Source organism: Allobosea sp. P1_A7, assembly GCF_056406775.1.
Genome location: NZ_JBFTZN010000045.1, coordinates 1 through 19,982, shown reverse-complemented (window position 1 = coordinate 19,982; position 19,982 = coordinate 1). Strand labels below are relative to the sequence as shown.

Sequence of the window (19,982 nt, the reverse complement as noted above, 5' to 3'; positions counted from 1 at the left end):
AGGCCGGAATGACGCCTTGCACGGCGCGACTGAGCCCGGACCGGCCGCCGCCGGTATAAGCCCTTCGGACAAGAAGCGTGCGACCCAACTGTGCCTTTCATCCCGGAAATGTCGCCATCGAAACGCATATCGCAACAATATTTCCAATCCGCCCAAAATTCACGCTTGTGCCGACATTAGAATTCTGGCAAATTCGTCTCAATAGGACAGTGTTACTGTCCCATTTTTCACCGCGCTGACATGAGGCCGCGAGCCTGATGTCGGACGATCGCAACGGAGCGGAGCAATGACGAGGGGCACGGCCACGACCGCCACAGCCAACCGTAAACGCGCCGCCCGTAAAACGGCGGCGTAAACAGGCGCGACAGGGCTCTGGGAAGCCCGAGGCGCCTGCGGAGGACGCGGGCGCGGGATTAAAACAGCGCAAGCCCCCCTCTGACAGACGAACCTGGCCGGACTGGCTCCATCCTTGCTGCCTTGAAGGCCAGCAGGGGCCGGTGCGGACGGCGATGTAGACTGATGCGGGTCTCTCGGCGGAAGCGCGAGGGATATGGCAAGCGGGGTTTGACGATGAGCGGAACCAGCAAGTCGGGTGTCTTCAGCAGCAAAGCTGTGACGACCATGACGGCCACCGAGCCGGTCCTGACGGTGCGCGATCCGGCCATGCCCGAACGCCAGGGCCTCTACGATCCGTCCTTCGAGAAGGATTCCTGCGGCGTCGGCTTCATCGCCGACATGAAGAACCGCAAGACCCATGCGATCGTCGAGCAGGGCCTGCAGATCCTGCACAATATCGACCATCGCGGCGCTGTCGGCGCCGACCCCAAGCTCGGCGATGGTTGCGGTATCCTCACCCAGATTCCGCATCGCTTCTTCCAAGAAGAATGCGCGAAGCTCGGCATCGCCCTGCCCGAGCCCGGCCACTACGCCATCGGCCAGTTCTTCATGCCGCAGGATGCCGGCGATCGCGCCGTCTGCGAGGAGATCGTCGCACAGACGGTCGAGGAGGAAGGCCTGGTCTTCCTCGGCTGGCGCGACGTACCGGTCGATAACAGCGACCTCGGCGAGGCTGTGAAGGAAACCGAGCCGACCCATCGCCAGCTTTTCGTTGGCCGTCCGGTCGAGATCACCGACGAGGATGATTTCGAGCGCAAGGTCTATGTCCTGCGCAAGTCTGTTTCGAACAAGGTCTACAAGCGCCAGGACCGCGCCACCGCGACCTATTACCCGGTCTCGATGTCGGCCCGCACCATCGTCTACAAGGGCATGGTGCTCGTCACGCAGCTCGGCTCCTATTTCAAGGACCTGACCGATCCGCGCTTCGAGAGCGCGATTGCGCTCGTCCACCAGCGCTTCGCCACGAACACGTTCCCGTCCTGGCGCCTTGCGCACCCCTACCGGATGGTGGCGCATAATGGCGAGATCAACACGCTGCGTGGCAACGTCAACTGGATGGCTGCTCGTCAGGCCTCGGTCGATTCCGAGCTGTTTGGCGCGGATATCTCGAAGCTCTGGCCGATTTCCTATGAGGGCCAGTCCGACACCGCCTGCTTCGACAACGCCCTCGAATTCCTGGTCCAGGGCGGCTATTCGCTCGCCCATGCCATGATGATGCTCGTGCCCGAGGCCTGGGCCGGCAACCCGCTCATGGATGAAGAGCGCCGCGCCTTCTACGAATATCACGCCGCCTTGATGGAGCCCTGGGACGGCCCTGCCGCCATCGCCTTCACCGACGGCAAGCAGATCGGCGCGACGCTTGACCGCAACGGCCTGCGGCCCGCGCGCTATCTCGTCACCGATGACGGTCTCGTCGTGCTCGCTTCGGAATATGGCGTGCTGCCGATCCCGGAAGAGAAGATCGTCCAGAAGTGGCGTCTCCAGCCCGGCAAGATGCTGCTCATCGATCTCGATCAAGGCCGCATCATCGGCGATGACGAGATCAAGACCTCGCTCTGCCTCGCCAATCCCTACAAGGACTGGCTGAAGCGGACCCAGATCGTGCTGGAGGAGCTGCCGCCGGTCGAGGCGCGCGCCTCGCGCACCGATGTCGCCCTGCTCGATCGTCAGCAGGCCTTCGGTTACACCCAGGAAGACACCAAGATCCTGATGGCGCCCATGGCCGTGACCGGCCAGGAGGCCGTCGGCTCGATGGGCACCGACACGCCGATCTCGGCGCTCTCCTCGAAGTCGAAGCTGCTCTACACCTATTTCAAGCAGAACTTCGCACAGGTCACGAACCCGCCGATCGACCCGATCCGCGAAGAGCTGGTGATGAGCCTGCTCTCCTTCATCGGGCCGCGGCCGAACATCCTCGACCTGGAGGGCACCTCGCGCCGCAAGCGCCTTGAAGTGCGCCAGCCGATCCTGACCAATGACGATCTCGAGAAGATCCGTTGCATCGGTCACTACGAGGACCGCTTCGACACCAAGACGATCGACATCACCTATCCCGCGCGCGAAGGCGCAGCCGGCATGGAAGGCGCTATCGCACGGCTCTGCGAACGGGCCGAGGCGGCCGTGCATGGCGGCTACAACATCATCATCCTCTCCGACCGGCAGGTGGGACCGGACCGCATTCCGATCCCGGCTCTGCTGGCGACGGCCGCTGTCCATCACCACCTGATCCGCAAGGGCCTGCGCACCTCGGTGGGTCTCGTTGTGGAATCCGGCGAGCCGCGCGAAATTCATCACTTCGCCTGTCTTGCCGGCTTCGGCGCCGAGGCGATCAACCCCTATCTCGCCTTCGAGACGCTCGAGGCGCTCTACGAGGCCGGCGAGTTCCCGCCGGAGGTCGACCGCTACGAGGTCGTCAAGCGCTTCATCAAGTCTGTCGGCAAGGGCCTGCTCAAGGTCATGTCCAAGATGGGCATCTCGACCTATCAGTCCTATTGCGGCGCGCAGATCTTCGACGCGATCGGCCTGAAGACCGAGACGATCAACAAGTACTTTGCCGGCACCGTGTCCTCGATCGAGGGCGTCGGCCTGCCGGAGCTCGCGGAAGAAACCGTGCGCCGGCATCGCGATGCTTTCGGCGACTCGCCGGTCTATCGCGATGCGCTCGATATCGGCGGCGAATACGCCTTCCGTATCCGCGGCGAGGACCATGYCTGGACGCCGGAGAACATCTCGCTGCTCCAGCATGCCGTCCGCGGCAATGCGCAGGACAAGTACAAGGCCTATGCCGAGCTGGTGAACGACCAGAGCCAGCGTTTCTCGACGATCCGTGGGCTGTTTCAGATCAAGGATGCCGACGCGCTCGGCACCAAGCCGATCCCGCTCGATCAGGTCGAGTCGGCGGCCTCGATCGTGCGCCGTTTCTCGACCGGCGCCATGTCCTTCGGTTCGATCAGCCATGAGGCGCATTCGACGCTCGCCATCGCCATGAACACGATCGGCGGCAAGTCGAACACCGGCGAAGGCGGCGAGGAGCCAGAGCGCTTCGTCAAGCTGCCCGACGGCCGCTCGATGCGCTCGGCGATCAAGCAGGTCGCCTCCGGCCGCTTCGGCGTCACGGTCGAATACCTCGCCAATTCCGACATGATGCAGATCAAGATCTCGCAGGGCGCCAAGCCCGGCGAGGGCGGCCAGCTGCCCGGCCACAAGGTCGACGCGCGCATCGCCAAGGTCCGGCATTCGACGCCGGGCGTCGGCCTGATCTCGCCGCCGCCGCATCACGACATCTACTCGATCGAGGATCTGGCCCAGCTGATCTTCGACCTGAAGAACGTCAACCCGGCGGCCGATGTCTCGGTCAAGCTCGTCTCGGAGCTCGGCGTCGGCACGGTTGCGGCCGGCGTCGCCAAGGCACGCGCCGACCACATCACCATATCGGGCTATGAGGGCGGCACCGGCGCATCGCCGCTGACCTCGATCAAGCATGCCGGATCACCCTGGGAGATCGGCCTCGCCGAGACCCATCAGGTCCTGGTGCTGAACAAGCTGCGCGGGCGTATCGCGCTGCAAGTCGATGGCGGCCTTCGCACCGGCCGCGACATCGTCATCGGTGCCCTGCTCGGCGCCGACGAGTTCGGCTTTGCCACCGCTCCGCTGATTGCGGCCGGCTGCATCATGATGCGCAAGTGCCACCTCAACACCTGCCCGGTCGGCGTCGCGACCCAGGATCCGGTGCTGCGCAAGCGCTTCAAGGGCGCGCCCGAGCACGTCATCAACTTCTTCTTCTTCCTCGCCGAGGACGTGCGCGAGATCATGGCGAGCCTCGGCGTCGCCAGGTTCGACGATCTCGTCGGCCGCTCCGACTGGCTCGACAAGAAGCAGGCGATCGACCACTGGAAGGCAAAGGGCCTCGACTTCACCCGGATTTTCCACAAGCCGGAGGTGAAGGGCGAGGTCGCCATCCGCCATGTCGAGCGCCAGAAGCACCCGATCGACACCGTGCTCGACCGGACGCTGCTCGCCAAGGCTGCATCCGCCCTCGATAAGGGCGAGGCTGTGGTCATCACGAGCCCGATCCGCAACGTCGACCGCTCGACCGGCGCGATGCTCTCGGGCGAAGTCGCCAAGCGCTATGGCTATGCCGGCCTGCCGGCGGACACGATCACGGTGAGGCTCACCGGCACTGCCGGCCAGAGCTTTGGCGCCTGGGTCGCCAATGGCGTCACGCTCGATCTCACGGGCCAGGCCAATGACTATGTCGGCAAGGGTCTCTCGGGCGGCAAGCTGATCATCCGGCCGTCGCCGGATGCGCAAACCATCGCCGAGAATTCGATCATCGTCGGCAACACCGTGCTCTACGGCGCGATCTCGGGCGAATGCTACTTCCGCGGCGTCGCCGGCGAGCGCTTCGCCGTGCGCAACTCCGGCGCGATCGCGGTGGTCGAGGGCACCGGCGATCATGGCTGCGAATACATGACCGGCGGCGTCGTCGTCGTGCTCGGCCAGACCGGCCGCAACTTCGCGGCCGGTATGTCGGGCGGTGTCGCCTATGTGCTCGACGAGGACAAGAGCTTCGCCAAGCGCTGCAACCTTTCCATGGTCGATCTCGAGCCGGTCACCGAGGAGGAGGAACTGATGCAGCGCATCCACCACCATGGCGGCGACCTCGAGTTCAAGGGCCGGATCGACGTGATGGCCAACATGTCCGGCTACGACGCCGAGCGCCTGCACCTGCTCGTCGCCGATCATCACCGCTACACCGGTTCGCAGCGGGCCAAGGACATTCTCGAGAACTGGACGGAATACCTGCCCAAATTCGTCAAGGTCATGCCGGTCGAATACCGGCGTGCCCTCCTCGAAATCGAGCGGGCGCAAGCCGGCATGTCGGTCGCGGCCGAGTAACCCAATCAGGCGGATGTGAGACGATGGGCAAGGTAACCGGCTTCCTCGAGATCGACCGTCGCGACCGGAAGTACCTTCCGGCTTCGGACCGGATCAGGAACTACAAGGAATTCGTCATTCCGCTCGGCGCGGAGGCAACCCGCGACCAGGCGGCGCGCTGCATGAATTGCGGCATCCCGTATTGTCACAACGGCTGTCCGGTCAACAACCAGATCCCGGACTGGAACGACCTCGTCTACAACGACAAGTGGCGCGAGGCGCTGGACAACCTGCACTCGACCAACAACTTCCCGGAGTTCACCGGCCGCGTCTGCCCTGCCCCCTGCGAGGCGTCCTGCACGCTGAATCTCGAGGACACGCCGGTCACCATCAAATCGATCGAATGTGCGATCGTCGACAAGGGCTGGCAGGAGGGCTGGATCATCCCCCAGCTGCCGCGTGCCAAGACCGGCAGGAAGATCGCCATCATCGGCTCCGGTCCGGMGGGCCTCGCTGCGGCCCAGCAACTCGCCCGTGTCGGCCACGAGGTGCATCTCTATGAGCGCCAGGCGCGCGCCGGCGGCCTGCTGCGCTACGGCATTCCGGACTTCAAGATGGAGAAGTCCCATGTCGAGCGCCGTGTCCGCCAGATGGAGGCCGAAGGCGTCGTCTTCCACTACAATGCCAATGTCGGCGTCGATATCGACCCGGCCGAGTTGCTGGCGCGCTATGACGCCGTCGGCCTGACCGGTGGCGCCGAGAAGCCGCGTGATCTGCCGATCGAGGGTCGCGAGCTCGCTGGCATCCAGTTCGCCATGGATTTTCTGCCGCAGCAGAACCGTCGCGTCGGCGGCGAGGCAGCCAACGGCAATGGTGCCGAGATCCTGGCGACGGGCAAGCATGTCGTGGTCATCGGCGGCGGCGATACCGGGTCTGACTGCATCGGCACCTCGRTGCGCCAGGGTGCGCTCTCGGTGACTCAGATCGAGATCATGCCGCAGCCGCCGGAGAAGGAAAACAAGGCGCTGACCTGGCCGAACTGGCCGCTCAAGCTCCGAACCTCCTCCAGTCACGAGGAGGGGGCCGAGCGCGACTTCGCCATCACCACGCTGAAGTTCACCGGCGAGAATGGCCAGGTCCGCAGGCTGAACTGCGCCCGCGTCGACAATGCGCTGAAGCCGATCCCGGGCACCGAGTTCGACCTCAGGGCCGATCTCGTCCTGCTCGCCATGGGCTTCGTCTCGCCGGTCCGTGAAGGGTTGATCGAGAAGCTCGGCGTCACGCTCGACAAGCGCGGCAATGTCGAGGCGAACACGCTCGCCTACAAGACTTCGGTCGAGAAGGTGTTTGTCGCCGGCGACATGCGCCGCGGCCAGTCGCTGGTCGTCTGGGCGATCCGCGAGGGTCGCCAGATGGCCCATTCCATCGACAAGCACCTGATGGGCGAGACCATCCTGCCGCGATAGGGAGATCCCTTCTCCCGCTCGGGGGAGGACATGCCGCAGCGGACGGCGCATGAGGGGAGCAGGTGGCCCGAGTGGCCCCTCGCCCGCCTCGGCGCTGCGGGGCTCCCCTTCTCCCGAAGGGAAGCGGTATATTCGTGTCGGTTCCGGTCAGTTCCGGCGCGGCCAGCGGTAATCGTCGATGCGACCCGGCTTCGGTTCGCTCGCGACCCCCTCGCCGAACACGCGGTCGAGCTGGGTGGCGAGGTCGCCCCGTCCTCTCGCCTCCTGGATCGAGGCGAGCAGCGCCCGGTCCCCATTGGACGACACCCCTGTCAGCGGCATGATCGGACCTGCGAGCGGCTTTGCCTGCAGCAAGGGGCCAAGGCCGCCGAGGTCGGGCAATCCCTGGACCATACGGTCGATCAGGCGTTCGATGCCGCCGGCCTGCAGTTCCGGATTGCTTGGAGCCCCGGTCTCGGGCGCGACCGGAAGCGCGATCACGCCTTGTTCCGGACGCCCCTCGATCAGACGGCGGATCACCACATCGATGAAGTGAGCGGCCTTGCGTGCCCCCGCCTTGGTGAAATGAATGCCGTCGGCGGTGCGCAATCGCGTCGTCTGCCCGGATACATCGGGCCCCATCGCCCTATAGCGGTTCTCGGCATCGACATAACCGCCCCAGAGATCGATGTACTGGCCGCCGGCCCGCTCGACACGCTGCCGATAGACGTCGTTGAGAATGACATAGTCGGCGGTAAGGCGTGAATTCTGGACGGGCGGGAGACCGACCCAGAGCAAGGGAATGCGTTTCGCCGCAAAAGCCCCGGCGATGCCGTCGACCCGATCCCGWTAGAGTTCCAGCCAACGCTCGCTCAGCGGCTCATGAAGGGTCTCGCCTTCACGGATCGCTTGCCGATCATTGAGCCCGAGCAGCATTACGGCGACGGTGATCTTCTGGTCGCTCGCCAGCAGATCGGTGACCGCCTTGGGCCAATCGTAGAAATCGGTGCGGACAAGACCGGATTCGAGTTTCGTCTTGCGCATCACCGCGACGTCGGGACGATCATTCAAGGCCTCGACGAGCCCGCCGACCACGAGATCGCCAAGCGAATCCCCCAGCACGACGATATGGTAGCTGACATCGACCTTGGGGATGACCGGATCGTCGCGTACGACCACCGGCGACGTCCTGCGTGCCTGGGCTGGCGCCACGCGCTGGCGCTGTGGCGCGGGCTGGGGCTGCGGCTGAAGTCGGCTGAAGGGAAAAACGAACCCGCGGCCACGCTGCAGCGTGGGATCACGCGTCAGCATCGTGTCGTTCTCGGCAAAGGAGGACGGCCCGCCGGTCAGCAGCAGGAGCAGGGCAGCCCCCAGAACCATCAGAAGTGAACGCAAACGCATGGCGCTCTCGGTCCTACCGGCCGACGGAGTTCGCCGGCATCATACCGCGGTCGGAGGCTGGAGTCAGCGCGCCCCACGCATGCGCGCGAGAAGCGCCGGCGTCGGGTAGCCATCGGCGATCTGGCCAGCGCTCAGCTGGTATTGGCGCACCGCCTCGCGTGTGCCGGTGCCGATGCGCCCGTCGGCATCATGATCATAGAAGCCAAGCACCTTCAGCCGCCGCTGCAGATCCTTGGTTCCTGCCATGTCCAGCCGCGGCGCCGAGACCGGCCATTCAGCCTGGATTGCCGGACGCCCTGCGATCCGGTCGCCGAGATGGCCGACCGCAAGCGCATAGGCGTCAGAGGAGTTGTATTTCTTGATGACGTCGAAATTCGCGGTCAGCAGCATGACGGGGCCGCGATAGCCGGCAGGAAAGAACAGCCGCGCCTCACCCGAGGATGGCAGCGCCCGCCCATCGGCCCGCCGCACCCCTGCCGCGTTGAAGGCAGAGAAACTTGCCTTGTTGATGCGGTGATCGAAATTCTCCGGGAGCCTCACTTCCATGCCCCAAGGCAGGCCCGGCACCCAGCCATAGCCCTTGAGGTAGTTGGCGGTCGAGGCCAGTGCGTCGCTGGTCGAAGCCCAGATATCGGCATGCCCGTCTCCGGTGAAGTCGACGGCGTATTTCATGTAGCTCGACGGCATGAACTGGGTGTGCCCCATCGCTCCCGCCCAGGAGCCGCGCAGCTCGCTGCGCTCGACATAGCCCTTTTCGATCAGCTCGAGCGCCGTCAGCAGTTCATCGCGGAAGAAGTCGCCGCGATAGCGGATATGGGCGAGCGTCGCGAGCGAGCGGATCGTGTCCTTGTCGCCCTTGAACGAACCGTAATTGGTTTCCATGCCCCAGACGCCGAGCACGACCTCCTTGGGCACGCCATAGCGGGCTTCGACCTGGGCGAGCGTACTTGCATTGTCGGCGGCAGAGTCACGCCCGCGTGCGACGCGCGTGCCACCGACAGCGTTGTTGAGATAGGTCCAGATCGGCGCCGAAAACTCCGATTGCTTCTTCGTCAGCGCGACGATCGAGGCATCCGGCGTCACCCCGCGAAAGGCCAGATCGAAGGTCTTGCGCGAGATGCCGCGCGCCTGCGCCTGCGGCCAGAGCCGCTGCAGGAAGGCATCGAAGGACGCCTGGCCCTGCCCGGCGGTCGCAGCATTCGTGCTGTGCGAGCGCGCCGAGGCGTTGATCGAGCCTGTCGTCTGAGCCAGCGCCGGGACGAGGCTGGCTGTGGCCACGGCGAGGACGAGGGACAGGCGGCGCATGGGCAAAAACCTTGCTAGGACAGGCTGGGCGTAAACGACTTCAGCAACAGCGCCCGAACAAGATTAACCATGGGTTAACGTAGCGCAATCACCGCGCGTTTCGGGTCCGCAGAACCTCTTCCCAGGCCAGGGCTTGCGTGACGATCTGCGTCAGATCGTCATGTTCGGGCTGCCACCCGAGTTCGGCGCGGATGCGGTCGGCCTTGGCAACCAGGGACGCCGGATCGCCGGCCCGGCGCGGCGAGAGCTTGACCGGGAAATCCGTCCCCGACACCTGCTTCACCACCTCGACCACCTCCTTCACCGAATAGCCACGACCATAGCCGCAGTTCAGTGTCAGGCTGGCGCCATCATCGCGCAAATGATCGAGCGCCGCCAGATGCGCCCGCGCCAGATCGGTGACGTGGATATAGTCGCGCACGCAGGTGCCATCCGGCGTCGGATAGTCCGTGCCGAAGATCTCGAGCCCGGCGCGCTGGCCGAGCGCCGCCTGGCTCGCGACCTTGATCAGATGGGTGGCGTTCGCCGCGGACTGCCCGGAACGGCCGCGCGGATCGGCCCCGGCCACGTTGAAATAGCGCAGTGCCACATAGGTCAGGCCGTGGGCACGCGCGACATCGCCGAGCATCCACTCGCTCATCAGCTTCGAGCGGCCATAGGGGTTGATCGGCGCAAGTCCGATTTCCTCGGGCACGGGGCTGACGGCCGGCTCACCATAGACTGCTGCCGTCGAGGAGAAGATCACGTGCTTGACGCCACCGCGCACCGCGCTCTCGAGCAGGGCGCGCGTCTTCACGGTGTTATTGAGATAGTAACCAAGCGGATCGGAAACCGAATCGGGCACCACGATCTTGGCTGCGAAATGCGCAATCTCGGTGATGCCATGCTCGGCGATGACGCGCTCGACCAGAGCCTGATCGCCCATATCGCCTTGTACGAATGTCGCTTCCGGGGGCACGGCCCACCAGAAGCCGGTCGAGAGATCGTCGAGCACGACGACCTTTTCGCCGCGATCGAGCAGCTCCAGCACCATATGGCTGCCGATATAGCCGGCGCCGCCCGAGACCAGAATCGTCATGTATCGTCTCCGATTGTCATCGCTCTGGCATAGGCCTTAAGCAAAAAGGATTGACGACGCATCAAGCGACGATTGGTATCAGGAACAGGCTGGCCCGCCTTTCGCCAGAATTGCGCGACAGCCTTGGCAACAGCTGGCATTGATCGGGGCACGCCGGCTTCCTACGCTTTGCCCTTCCGACGCAGGCGCACCACGCTCGGTGCGCGAAATGGGTTTTTCATGACGAAACGCATCCGCAAGGCCGTCCTTCCCGTCGCGGGCCTTGGTACCCGCTTCCTTCCCGCCACCAAGGCGGTCCCCAAGGAAATGCTGACCATCGTCGACCGTCCGGTCGTCCAGCATGTCGTCGACGAGGCCAGGGCAGCCGGCATCGAGCATTTCGTCTTCGTCACCGGCCGCAACAAGGGCGTGATCGAAGACCATTTTGATATCGCCTATGAGCTCGATGACACATTGGCCAAGCGCGGCAAGATGAAGGAACTGGAGGCGCTCAGGGCGGATCTGCCGCCGGCGGGCGCCGCGAGCTTCCTCCGTCAGCAGGCTCCGCTTGGCCTTGGCCACGCCGTCTGGTGCGCACGCGATGTCATCGGTGACGAGCCCTTCGCCTTGCTGCTGCCGGATATGCTCCATCACAGCCTCGGCAAGGGCTGCCTCGCCGAGATGATCGACGCCTTCGAGAAGCACGGCGGCAACCACATCGGCGTGGCGCCGGTGCCGGACGACCAGACCCATCAATACGGCATCGTCGGCGTCGAGGACGTGAAGGCCAAGGTCTCGAAGATCACGAAGATGGTCGAGAAGCCGGCAAAGGGAACGGCCCCCTCGAATCTGCACATCACCGGCCGCTACATCCTGCAGCCGACGATCTTCAATCTGCTGGCGAACCAGGAAACAGGCGCCGGCGGCGAAATCCAGCTCACCGATTCGATGATCGCACTATCCCGGCAGGAGCCCTTCTACGCCGTGCGCTTCGATGGGGACATCTACGACACCGGTTCGAAGCTCGGCTTCCTGACCGCCAACATCGCCTATGCGCTCCAGCGCGGCGACCTTGGCCCGCAACTGCGCGCAGAAATCCACCGGCTGCTCGAGGCGTAACCGTCGCACCGGGATTCCCGGGCCAGGCCCGATGCGGGCCCGGGAACCCGAGGTGATGAGAGGGCCGGCTCGGCGCCGGCCATCATGTCAAGCCTGGCTTAGAACTGCAGCCGCAGACCGACCTGCGCGACATTGGCCGTGTAATCCGAGTTCGGCGCAGTCGAGTTCAGGCGTTCATGGGTGAAGCTCGCCCGCACCGCGAAGGTCCGCGTCAGCTTGTATTCGAGCCGGGCGCCGATCGCCGTATAATCTTCGCGCAGCCCCTGCCCCTCATAGGCGGTGCGGCCGAAGGTGGTGAAGCCGGTCACAGTCAGATTGCGGCGCAAGGCATGAGCCACCTCGAGGGTGGCCCGGCGCGCCCAGGTGCCGCTGCTGCCCGCGATCGTCGTATCGCCAAGCTCTGACGTGCCGCGCAGCGTCACCGTCGTCAAAGGGGTCGGCGTCCACAGGATCGCGGCATCGCCAACCATGCCGCGCAGGTTCCTCAGCCGGGGATCCTCATAGGCCCGGTCCTGATAGCCCACGGACACTTCGCCCGTGACCAGCCGGCTGATTTCGAAAGTGGAGCCGACACTGACGGTGTACCCGTTCGAAGAGCGCTCAAATCCATTAGAATCCACCCGCTGGTCATACTGGCGCGTGTCAATATCGCCCTGGATGAAAGGCCTGAGGCCCGGCGTCAGCTCATAGCCGGCTCGTAGCCGCAAGCCATAGTCCGTCTGGTTGCGGTCGGCCTGGCTCAGGGTTGCGCCGCTGATCAGCTTCGCGTTCTCGAAGTCCTGGCGGTCGACTGAACCCCGTAGCGTCAGCTGCAGACGGTTGATGTCATGCGTGACACCGGCCGAGCCGCCATAGAAATAGGTCAGCGGCCGGCCGACGACCGGCGCATTGAGGTCCGGCGAACCGGGACGCTGCGTATCGAGCCTGAGGCGGCTTTCCAGCAGGATGCGGGTATCGCGGGTCGCATCGAGCCGAAGATCAAGCGCCCCCTCGCCGTCCGGGCGCGAGGCTTCGCCATCGCGAAAATACTCGGAATAGGCGCCGCGCAGCCTGCCCCTCAACTGATGCACGTTCCAGTCCGACTGGATGCCAAGCTCGCCCTCGTAACGAGCGAAGCCTGAGCCCTTGTTCGGGCCGGAGACACGCTGCGGATTGCTGTCATAGCCAACGGAATTCGTCGTCGCCGGGGTCAGAATGACATTGCCAAGCCTGAGCCCCAGCGGCGCGTAGGGGTCTTCCTCGACGATCGAACGCCGCCGCAGCGGCGGCGGAGCCGCCGGGCCTGGTTGCGGCAATGTCGAAACGGCCGGTTGCGGCGCGCGGAACTGGCGCTGCGTGACGCCACGAAGGCCGGGCGCCAGTACCGGACGGCTGGCGCGCGGCGGCGCGCGGTTGGAAATCGTCGAAGGCTGGTTCTGGATCAAGGCAGCCGGATCGCGCACCGCCTCGGGAATCGGCGAGGTCGCACTCTGCTGTGTTTGATCCGGCGCCGCCTGGGCCTGGGCGACATAGGCGGGCACGGTGCTGCGCAGGCTCGGGGCCCGTGCCTGCTGCGCCCATGCCGTGTCGATCGCAGGCCATGCCGCCGCAAGGCCTGCTGCTGCAGCGCCTRTCAAAAGCACGGTCGTGACGCGACGGGACACGAGGAGAGCGAACTCCGGAACAAGCCAAGGCGCGCCCGGATGGCACGCATGGTTAACGGAGTTAGAACGAAGAGGGTTAACGTGCCGTCAATGCAGCCCTGCTGCGAGGCTTGGCAGCCCTGCTGCGAGGTTTGGCAGTCCTGCTGCGAGGCTTGACGGTGGAAGTCCCTGCCCGGACTGTGCTAGACGCCCCAGCCATGACAGCCGATATCCGCGCCTCGGCGCTCCGCACCATCGCGACCGAGCGCACCGGGCTCGATACGCTTCACACCGCGCTCGCCAACGGCCTGGGCGAACCCTTTGCAGCCGCTGTGGAGTTGATCCGCGCTGCCGCCGGCCGTGTCGTCGTCACCGGCATGGGCAAATCGGGCCATGTCGGGCGTAAGCTCGCAGCGACCTTGGCTTCGACCGGGACCCCTGCCCTCTTCGTGCATCCGGCCGAAGCGAGCCATGGCGATCTCGGCATGGTCCAGCCGGAGGATGTCGTCATCGCCCTCTCCTGGTCCGGAGAGGCGGCGGAGCTGTCCGCCATCGTCGCCTATACCCGCCGTTTCCGCGTCGGCCTGATCGCGCTGACCGCCAATGCCGAGAGCGCGCTTGGCCGCGAGGCCGACATTGCCCTCGTGATCCCGAAGGCGGAAGAGGCCTGCCCGAACGGGCTCGCCCCCACGACCTCGACGACCATGCAGATCGCGCTCGGCGACGCGCTCGCGATTGCGCTGCTCGAGGCCCGTGGCTTTTCGCGCCAGGATTTCTTCGTCTACCACCCCGGCGGCAAGCTCGGCGCGCAGCTCAAGACTGTCGAGAGCATCATGCATCGTGGCGAGGGCCTGCCCCGCGTCGGCCTCGACACTGCGCTGCCGGATGTGATCGCGATGATCTCGGCCAAGGGTTTTGGCTGCGCGATTGTCACCGATCTCGACGGGCGCCTCGCCGGCATCGTCACCGATGGCGACCTGCGCCGCAAGCTCGGCTCCGGCGGGCCGAGCGCTTTGCGCGCCCGCGATGTGATGACCCCATCCCCGCGCCGCATCGCCCCCGATGCGCTGGCCGTCGAGGCACTCGAGATGGTCAACCGGTTGCGCATCACGGCATTGGTCGTCGCGGACGCTGAGGAACATCCGGTCGGCCTCGTGCATGTGCATGACCTGCTGACGCTCGGCGTCGCCTGAACCGTCAGGCCAATCGCTCGCGCAATGCCTTCGCCGCGTGCCGGGTGAAGGCCCGGACCCGCGCCGCATGACGCAGATCGGGATGGGTCAAAACCCAGATCTCGGATGCAAGCTCGGGAACCGGCTCGCTCAGGCGAGCCAGTCCGAGCGATGGCTCGTCGCCGAGATAGCTCGGCAAAAGTGCATGAGCCCCTGATCGCGCCGCAACGGCCGCCGCGAAGAACGAATCCACGCTTGCACCGACACGCTCCGTCGGAACGTGATCACGCAGCCAGCGCGCCGCCGGGGCATGCATCAGGGCCGGCGCAAGGCCGATCCATCGCCGAGTCGCCAGAAGCTCGGTCATGTCTCGCACACCTCCGTCGTCATTCGCCGAATAGGCTGCAAAGCCGAAGCGCGCGGCCCGCTGCCCGACCAGGGCTTCCGGCGGAGCATGCGTCGGCCTGATGGCAACATCGGCCTCGTTGCGCGCCATATCGGCCATCGCATTGGAGAATTGCAGCTCAACCGACATCTGCGGATGCGCGTCCGCGAAGCTGAGCACGATCGGCGCGACGATATAGGCCAGCGTATCGGCCGTCGTGACCTTCAGCGTGCCGCGGAGGCGGTTGTCCCGGCCCGCGACCGCCCGGTTCAGTTCATCCAGCCGYTGCTCGATATCGCCCGCGCGCTGGATGATCTCCTCCGCGAGCATCGTCGGGACATAGCCGTCCGCCCCGCGCTCGAAGAGCGGATTGCCAAGCCGACGCTCCAGCGCCTCGAGCCTGCGATAGGCCGTCGCCGGATGGGTCTGGAGCATCTCGGCCACCTGCTTCATCCGGCCGGCGCGCGCGACCGCGAGGATCAGGGCGAGATCATCATGGCTCAGCATTGTCGTCGCACTATTGCGAAATCATTTCGCATATCAAGCATTTGAAGTCGCGTAAGCGCAATCCACCTTTCATGCAGTCGCGCTCCCGCTTGGAGCGCCTACGTTACGAGGTTTGCGTCACATGACACGGCTGCTCTTCATCCAGGCTTCCCCGCGCAAGGCGGATTCGGCCTCGTCTTCCAGCGCGCAGCACTTCCTTGCCGCCCTCCAGGCAAGGCTGCCCACACTCTCGGTCGAGACGCTCGATCTCTGGGCCGCGGAGCTGCCGGAATTCGACGGCGCCATGCTGGCGGCGAAATATGCCCGCCTCGCCAGGCGCGATCTCAACGCCCCGGAACAGGCGGCCTGGCGGGTCATCGAGGGAATGATCGCCCGTCTCGCCGGAGCCGATCTCGTGCTGATCGCGACGCCGATGTGGAATTTCAGTATCCCCTACAAGCTCAAGCACTGGATCGACCTCGTCACCCAGCCGGGGCTGAGCTTCTCCTTCGATCCTGCGACGGGATACACGCCGCTGCTGAGGTCGCGCCCGACGCTCGCCATCCTCGCAAGCGCTGGCGACTATAGCGAAGGGCCGAGCCGGGGTCGGCCCGATCTTGCGACGCCCTATCTCAAGGCAGCACTCGGCTTCATTGGCCTCAGCGACGCCATCGTGGTCGGCCAGGGGCCCACGATCGGTCCCGATCAGGAGGTCGCTGAAGGCCGCGCGCATGCGCATGCCCGTCTTGAAGAGATCGCCGCCAGCTTTGCAGTCACGGTGGGAATTGGCACGGAACGGCTCAGGAGTGCGTCATGACAACGGGCTGGGCCTGGATCGTCCTCGTCGTCTCCGGCATCGTCGATGTCGCCTGGGCGCTCAGCATGAAGAAGGCCGACGGCTTTCGCGACCTGCACTGGGCGCTTGTCTCGGTGCTGCTTCTGGTCGTCTTCGTCGTGCTTCTGATCAAGGCGCTGGACGTGCTGCCGCTCGGCACGGCCTATGCGGTCTGGACAGGCATCGGCGCGCTCGGCTCGGTGCTCGTCGGCATCCTCGTCTTCGGCGAGCCGGCCACGATCGCCCGTCTCTTCTGGATCGCGCTGGTGCTCGTCGGCATCGTCGGGCTGAAGACGACGGCGTGAGCGGGTTACCCGCTCACTGCCTCTCGTAGAGCAACCGCGCCCGGATCGTGCCGTCGAGCGCCCTGATCTCGGCCAGGATGGCGTCCGCATCGGCACCGATGCGGTCGGCCTCCATCACGACATAGCCGATCTCGCCATCGGTCTGGTAGTTCTGGGCGGAGATATTGACCTCGCGCCGGGCGAAGATGTCGTTCAGCCGCCGCAGCATGCCGGGCTCGTTGCGCTGGACATGGATGAAGCGCGTCCCGATCGGACGCGGCGCCAGTTGCACCTGCGGGAAGTTCACCGCGCCGACAGTCGAACCGATATCGGAATAATCGACCAGCTTGCGCGCCACCTCGGCACCGATGCGCTCCTGTGCCTCCTCCGTCGAGCCTCCGACATGCGGCGTCAGGATGACATTGGGCAGGCCCTGCAGCGGCGAGACGAAGCGCTCGCTGTTCGAGGCAGGCTCCTTCGGGAACACATCGACGGCGGCCCCCGCAAGATGGCCGCTGCCCAGCGCCTCGGCCAGCGCATCGAGATCGACGACGGTGCCGCGCGAATTGTTGATGAGATAGCTGCCCTTGCGCATCGCGGCGATCTCGGCCTTGCCGATCATGCCATGGGTCGCGGGCGTCTCCGGCACATGCAGCGAGACCACGTCGCAGGAGCCGAGCAAGTGCTTCAGGCTGTCGACGGGTTCGGTATTGCCGTGCCGCAGCCGGTCGGTGTGGTCGAAATAGAGCACCCGCATGCCCATCGCCTCGGCCAGTGTCGAGAGCTGGCTGCCGATATTGCCGTAGCCGATGATCCCGAGCGTCTTGCCGCGCACCTCGAAGCTGCCATTGGCCGACTTGTCCCAGCCGCCGTCATGCGCCGAACGCGACCGGTCGGGGATGCGCCGCAGCAGCATGACGATCTCGCCGATGGTGAGCTCGGCGACGCTGCGGGTATTCGAGAACGGCGCATTGAAAACGGGGACGCCACGCGCGCGGGCGGCCTGCAGGTCGACCTGATTGGTTCCAACCGAGAAGCAGCCGACGGCAAAGAGGCGGCTTGCGCGCTCGAAAACGTCGGCCGTGAGCTGCGAACGCGAGCGGATGCCGAGCACATGCACCTTCTCGACAGCCTTGAGCAGCTCATCGTGATCGAGTGCCTTGGGCAGCCGGATCATATTGGTATAGCCGGCCTGGACCATCAGATCGGCAGCGGAATCATTGATCCCTTCGAGCAGCAGGACACGGATCCGGTCCTTTGGCAGCGACAGGCGTTCGGTCTGGTCTGGCATGGTGCGCTTCGCTTGCGGTGGGAGTTCCCTATAGACCCCGCGCATCGATATGGGCAGCCCGATTTCGCATCAGCGAGATGAGCTGGCGGCGCAACGTTCAGGCTTTCTCGACCACCAGCGTCGCACCGTCGACCCGCACGACCCGCACTTCGGAGCCAGCCAGCAGCTCGGGCCCGGTGATTCGCCAGGAGGAGTCGCCGACGCGGATGCGGCCCTCGCCACCGGTCATGGTCGCATCGAGCCTGAAGACCTTGCCGATCAGCTGCCGCCCGCGGTCGTTCAGGCCCTGCGCCGCATCCGGTTCATCCGACTTGCGCCGGGTCAGGGCCCGGCCCGCAAGGACGCTGGCGACCGACAAAGCCGCGAAGATCAGCGCCGCGCCTTGCCAGCCCACCCCGGTCAGCCCAACCACGAGCCCGGTCAGCAGTGCAGCAAGGCCGAGCCAGATCAGGAAGACACCGGGTGCCAGCAGCTCGCCGCCAATCAGGACGAGGCCGATCACGACCCAGCCCCAGCCTCCGATCGATCCAAACCAGTCCAGCATCGTCGTACCCTCAGGCGCTCGTCCGGCCGGAGGCGGGAACCGAGCCGGTGCGGCGCGCCTCGATCGCGTCCTCGCCGAAGACCGCGCGGGTGAGCTGCGCGATGCCGCCGACCGTGCCGGCCAGCGCCGCTGCTTCGATCGGCACGATCACCACCTTGCTGTTTGGCGCGCTGGCGATGGCCTTGAGCGCATCGGTATAGCGCTCGGCGATCAGGAAATTCGCGGCCTGGATATCACCACGGCTGATCGCCTCGCTGACCATGGCTGTCGCTGCCGCTTCGGCCTGGGCCAACCGTTCGCGTGCCTCGGCATCGCGCAACGCCGCTTCCTTGCGGCCCTCGGCTGCAAGGATCTGCGATTGCTTCTGCCCTTCCGCCTTGAGGATCTCGGCCTGCCGCAGGCCTTCCGCCTCCAGCACCGCCGCGCGCTTCTCACGCTCGGCCTTCATCTGCCGGTTCATCGCGCCGGCGATATCCGCGGGCGGCAGGATATCCCGGATCTCGATGCGGGTGACCTTGACGCCCCAGGGCGAAGCCGCGGCATCCATGACCCGCAGCAACCGCTCGTTGATCTCGTCGCGATGCGACAGCAACTGGTYGAGATCCATTGAGCCGACGACGGTGCGGATATTGGTCATGGTCAGCACCATCAGGGCCTGATCGAGCGACGAAACCTCATAGCAGGCCTTGGCTGCGTCGAGCACCTGATAGAAGGCGGCAGCGTCGATCCGGACGCCGGCATTGTCCTTGGTGATCGCCTCCTGGCTCGGAATGTCGAGCACCTGCTCCATGACATTCACCTTGTGGCCGACCCGGTCGATATAGGGCACGATCAGGCCGAGGCCCGCCCCGAGCGTACGCGAATAGCGGCCGAAGCGTTCGATCGTATAATTATAGCCCTGCGGAACAGTGCGAACCCCCAGCGCGATCGTCAGGATGACGAGCAGCACCAGAATCACGACAACGATGTCGAAACTGAAGATCTGATTCATTTGGCTCCGCCAGTCCGCCGGGCACGCTCTGGAGTTTCATGCTCCAGCGTTCAAAAGGGGCCCGAGGCCCCGATGCACGCAACCTGACGATTGCGACGACCATGTGCAAGCGGGGGCTGCATCGCTCAGCCTTCCAAGGCCTTTGRGACCCGCCGCATTAACTCGCCGACCATCGCGCATTCATCGTCGCTGAGCACGAGCATCATCGCCTCGATGCGCTGGACATGGATCGCCATCGCCTTGCGCGTCAGCACCTCGCCTTCGGGCGTCAGCCAGAGCCGGCGCACGCGGCGGTCAGCCTCGTCGCCACGACGCTCGATCAGCTCGCGCCGCTCCAGCTCCGGCAGCAGCATGCTCATCGCGCTGCGGCCGACGAGCAGCTTCTCCGCCAGCGCCTGCTGGGTCAGGCCCGGCACATGGAAGACATTCGCAAGAACGTCATAATGCGCGAGCTGAATGCCGAGCGGCGCAAGCGCCTCGCTGAACACCTTCTTCCAGAGCGCGTGCACGCGCGCGACCGCGATCCAGTTATGGAAGCGCGGCAGTTCCCAGGGCAGCACCTGCCTGTCCTCAGGCTGAGCCATGTCGGAGTTCGCCGAAATCGGCTCTTGCTTTTTGTTCATGGTTGAACATATTTGTTCAGCATTGAACGAACTAGAGGTCGCACCATGGCCGGTTCAGCACTCCGTATCATTCGACCGCTCATCCGCCTCTCCAGCTTCGTTGCACCGAAGACGGCCGGGCATCTTGCCTTCAAGGCCTTTTGTACGC

Annotated in this window: 15 protein-coding genes; 6 read left to right on the top strand and 9 right to left on the bottom strand. The window is 65.2% G+C overall.

The window, feature by feature from the left end:
- Positions 1-621 precede the first annotated feature (621 nt).
- Entirely contained in the window at positions 622-5,295 is a 4,674-nt protein-coding gene (gltB, locus tag AC1D34_RS10360; RefSeq protein ID WP_476824189.1) for a glutamate synthase large subunit, read from the top strand.
- 23 nt (positions 5,296-5,318) lie between these two features.
- Positions 5,319-6,740, top strand: a complete 1,422-nt coding sequence (locus tag AC1D34_RS10355; RefSeq protein ID WP_476824184.1) for a glutamate synthase subunit beta — start codon at positions 5,319-5,321, stop codon at positions 6,738-6,740.
- 147 nt (positions 6,741-6,887) lie between these two features.
- Here AC1D34_RS10355 and AC1D34_RS10350 read toward each other — a convergent pair whose 3' ends face one another.
- From AC1D34_RS10350 to galE, 3 genes are all read right to left on the bottom strand, one after another.
- Entirely contained in the window at positions 6,888-8,120 is a 1,233-nt protein-coding gene (locus AC1D34_RS10350) for an SGNH/GDSL hydrolase family protein (protein ID WP_476824183.1), read from the bottom strand.
- Between the two features lie 63 nt (positions 8,121-8,183).
- Positions 8,184-9,425, bottom strand: a complete 1,242-nt coding sequence (locus tag AC1D34_RS10345) for a lytic murein transglycosylase (protein WP_476824182.1) — start codon at positions 9,423-9,425, stop codon at positions 8,184-8,186.
- 88 nt (positions 9,426-9,513) lie between these two features.
- On the bottom strand, positions 9,514-10,503 hold the full coding sequence (gene galE, locus AC1D34_RS10340) for a UDP-glucose 4-epimerase GalE (protein ID WP_441487908.1): 990 nt from the start codon (positions 10,501-10,503) through the stop codon (positions 9,514-9,516).
- Positions 10,504-10,722: 219 nt separating this feature from the next.
- On the opposite strand from galE, the gene galU reads away from it, so the two are divergent.
- On the top strand, positions 10,723-11,601 hold the full coding sequence (galU, locus tag AC1D34_RS10335) for a UTP--glucose-1-phosphate uridylyltransferase GalU (RefSeq protein ID WP_476824181.1): 879 nt from the start codon (positions 10,723-10,725) through the stop codon (positions 11,599-11,601).
- Positions 11,602-11,699: 98 nt separating this feature from the next.
- Here galU and AC1D34_RS10330 read toward each other — a convergent pair whose 3' ends face one another.
- Entirely contained in the window at positions 11,700-13,244 is a 1,545-nt protein-coding gene (locus tag AC1D34_RS10330; RefSeq protein ID WP_476824180.1) for an outer membrane beta-barrel protein, read from the bottom strand.
- A 197-nt stretch (positions 13,245-13,441) separates the two neighbouring features.
- Between AC1D34_RS10330 and AC1D34_RS10325 the strand changes: the two genes are divergently transcribed.
- Positions 13,442-14,416: a KpsF/GutQ family sugar-phosphate isomerase gene (locus AC1D34_RS10325; protein WP_441487905.1), complete on the top strand. Its 975-nt coding sequence runs from the start codon at positions 13,442-13,444 to the stop codon at positions 14,414-14,416.
- A 4-nt stretch (positions 14,417-14,420) separates the two neighbouring features.
- Here the strand turns inward: AC1D34_RS10325 and AC1D34_RS10320 are convergent, their stop codons facing one another.
- A complete protein-coding gene (locus tag AC1D34_RS10320) occupies positions 14,421-15,287 on the bottom strand; it encodes a LysR family transcriptional regulator (RefSeq protein WP_476824179.1) in 867 nt (288 codons plus the stop codon).
- Positions 15,288-15,408: 121 nt separating this feature from the next.
- Here AC1D34_RS10320 and AC1D34_RS10315 point away from each other — a divergent pair, with 121 nt between their 5' ends.
- Both AC1D34_RS10315 and AC1D34_RS10310 read left to right on the top strand, forming a co-directional pair.
- Entirely contained in the window at positions 15,409-16,083 is a 675-nt protein-coding gene (locus tag AC1D34_RS10315) for an FMN-dependent NADH-azoreductase (RefSeq protein ID WP_476824178.1), read from the top strand.
- The gene (locus tag AC1D34_RS10310) at positions 16,080-16,406 is read left to right on the top strand and encodes a DMT family transporter (RefSeq protein ID WP_476824177.1); all 327 of its coding nucleotides are present in this window, start codon (positions 16,080-16,082) and stop codon (positions 16,404-16,406) included. The genes AC1D34_RS10315 and AC1D34_RS10310 overlap by 4 nt, the downstream gene beginning before the upstream one ends.
- 13 nt (positions 16,407-16,419) lie before the next feature.
- Here the strand turns inward: AC1D34_RS10310 and serA are convergent, their stop codons facing one another.
- The 4 genes from serA to AC1D34_RS10290 all read right to left on the bottom strand — a co-directional run bounded on the left by serA (position 16,420) and on the right by AC1D34_RS10290 (position 19,795).
- Positions 16,420-17,676 carry a phosphoglycerate dehydrogenase gene (serA, locus tag AC1D34_RS10305; RefSeq protein ID WP_441487901.1) on the bottom strand — a complete coding sequence of 419 codons (1,257 nt, stop codon included), beginning with the start codon at positions 17,674-17,676 and terminating at the stop codon, positions 16,420-16,422.
- A 97-nt stretch (positions 17,677-17,773) separates the two neighbouring features.
- Positions 17,774-18,220 (bottom strand): NfeD family protein, encoded by a 447-nt coding sequence (locus AC1D34_RS10300; RefSeq protein ID WP_441487900.1) that lies wholly within the window; start codon positions 18,218-18,220, stop codon positions 17,774-17,776.
- A 10-nt stretch (positions 18,221-18,230) separates the two neighbouring features.
- The gene (locus AC1D34_RS10295) at positions 18,231-19,211 is read right to left on the bottom strand and encodes an SPFH domain-containing protein (RefSeq protein WP_476824176.1); all 981 of its coding nucleotides are present in this window, start codon (positions 19,209-19,211) and stop codon (positions 18,231-18,233) included.
- Between the two features lie 125 nt (positions 19,212-19,336).
- A complete protein-coding gene (locus AC1D34_RS10290) occupies positions 19,337-19,795 on the bottom strand; it encodes a MarR family winged helix-turn-helix transcriptional regulator (RefSeq protein WP_476824175.1) in 459 nt (152 codons plus the stop codon).
- Positions 19,796-19,982: the final 187 nt, after the last annotated feature.

What these genes read in the sequence shown, in the direction of transcription:
- galU (WP_476824181.1), top strand. Translation starts at nt 10,723, where the DNA reads ATGACGAAACGCATCCGCAAGGCCGTCCTTCCCGTCGCGGGCCTTGGT.
- AC1D34_RS10325 (WP_441487905.1), top strand. Translation starts at nt 13,442, where the DNA reads ATGACAGCCGATATCCGCGCCTCGGCGCTCCGCACCATCGCGACCGAG.
- AC1D34_RS10300 (WP_441487900.1), bottom strand. Translation starts at nt 18,220, where the DNA reads ATGCTGGACTGGTTTGGATCGATCGGAGGCTGGGGCTGGGTCGTGATC.
- AC1D34_RS10315 (WP_476824178.1), top strand. Translation starts at nt 15,409, where the DNA reads ATGACACGGCTGCTCTTCATCCAGGCTTCCCCGCGCAAGGCGGATTCG.
- AC1D34_RS10345 (WP_476824182.1), bottom strand. Translation starts at nt 9,425, where the DNA reads ATGCGCCGCCTGTCCCTCGTCCTCGCCGTGGCCACAGCCAGCCTCGTC.
- serA (WP_441487901.1), bottom strand. Translation starts at nt 17,676, where the DNA reads ATGCCAGACCAGACCGAACGCCTGTCGCTGCCAAAGGACCGGATCCGT.
- galE (WP_441487908.1), bottom strand. Translation starts at nt 10,503, where the DNA reads ATGACGATTCTGGTCTCGGGCGGCGCCGGCTATATCGGCAGCCATATG.
- AC1D34_RS10310 (WP_476824177.1), top strand. Translation starts at nt 16,080, where the DNA reads ATGACAACGGGCTGGGCCTGGATCGTCCTCGTCGTCTCCGGCATCGTC.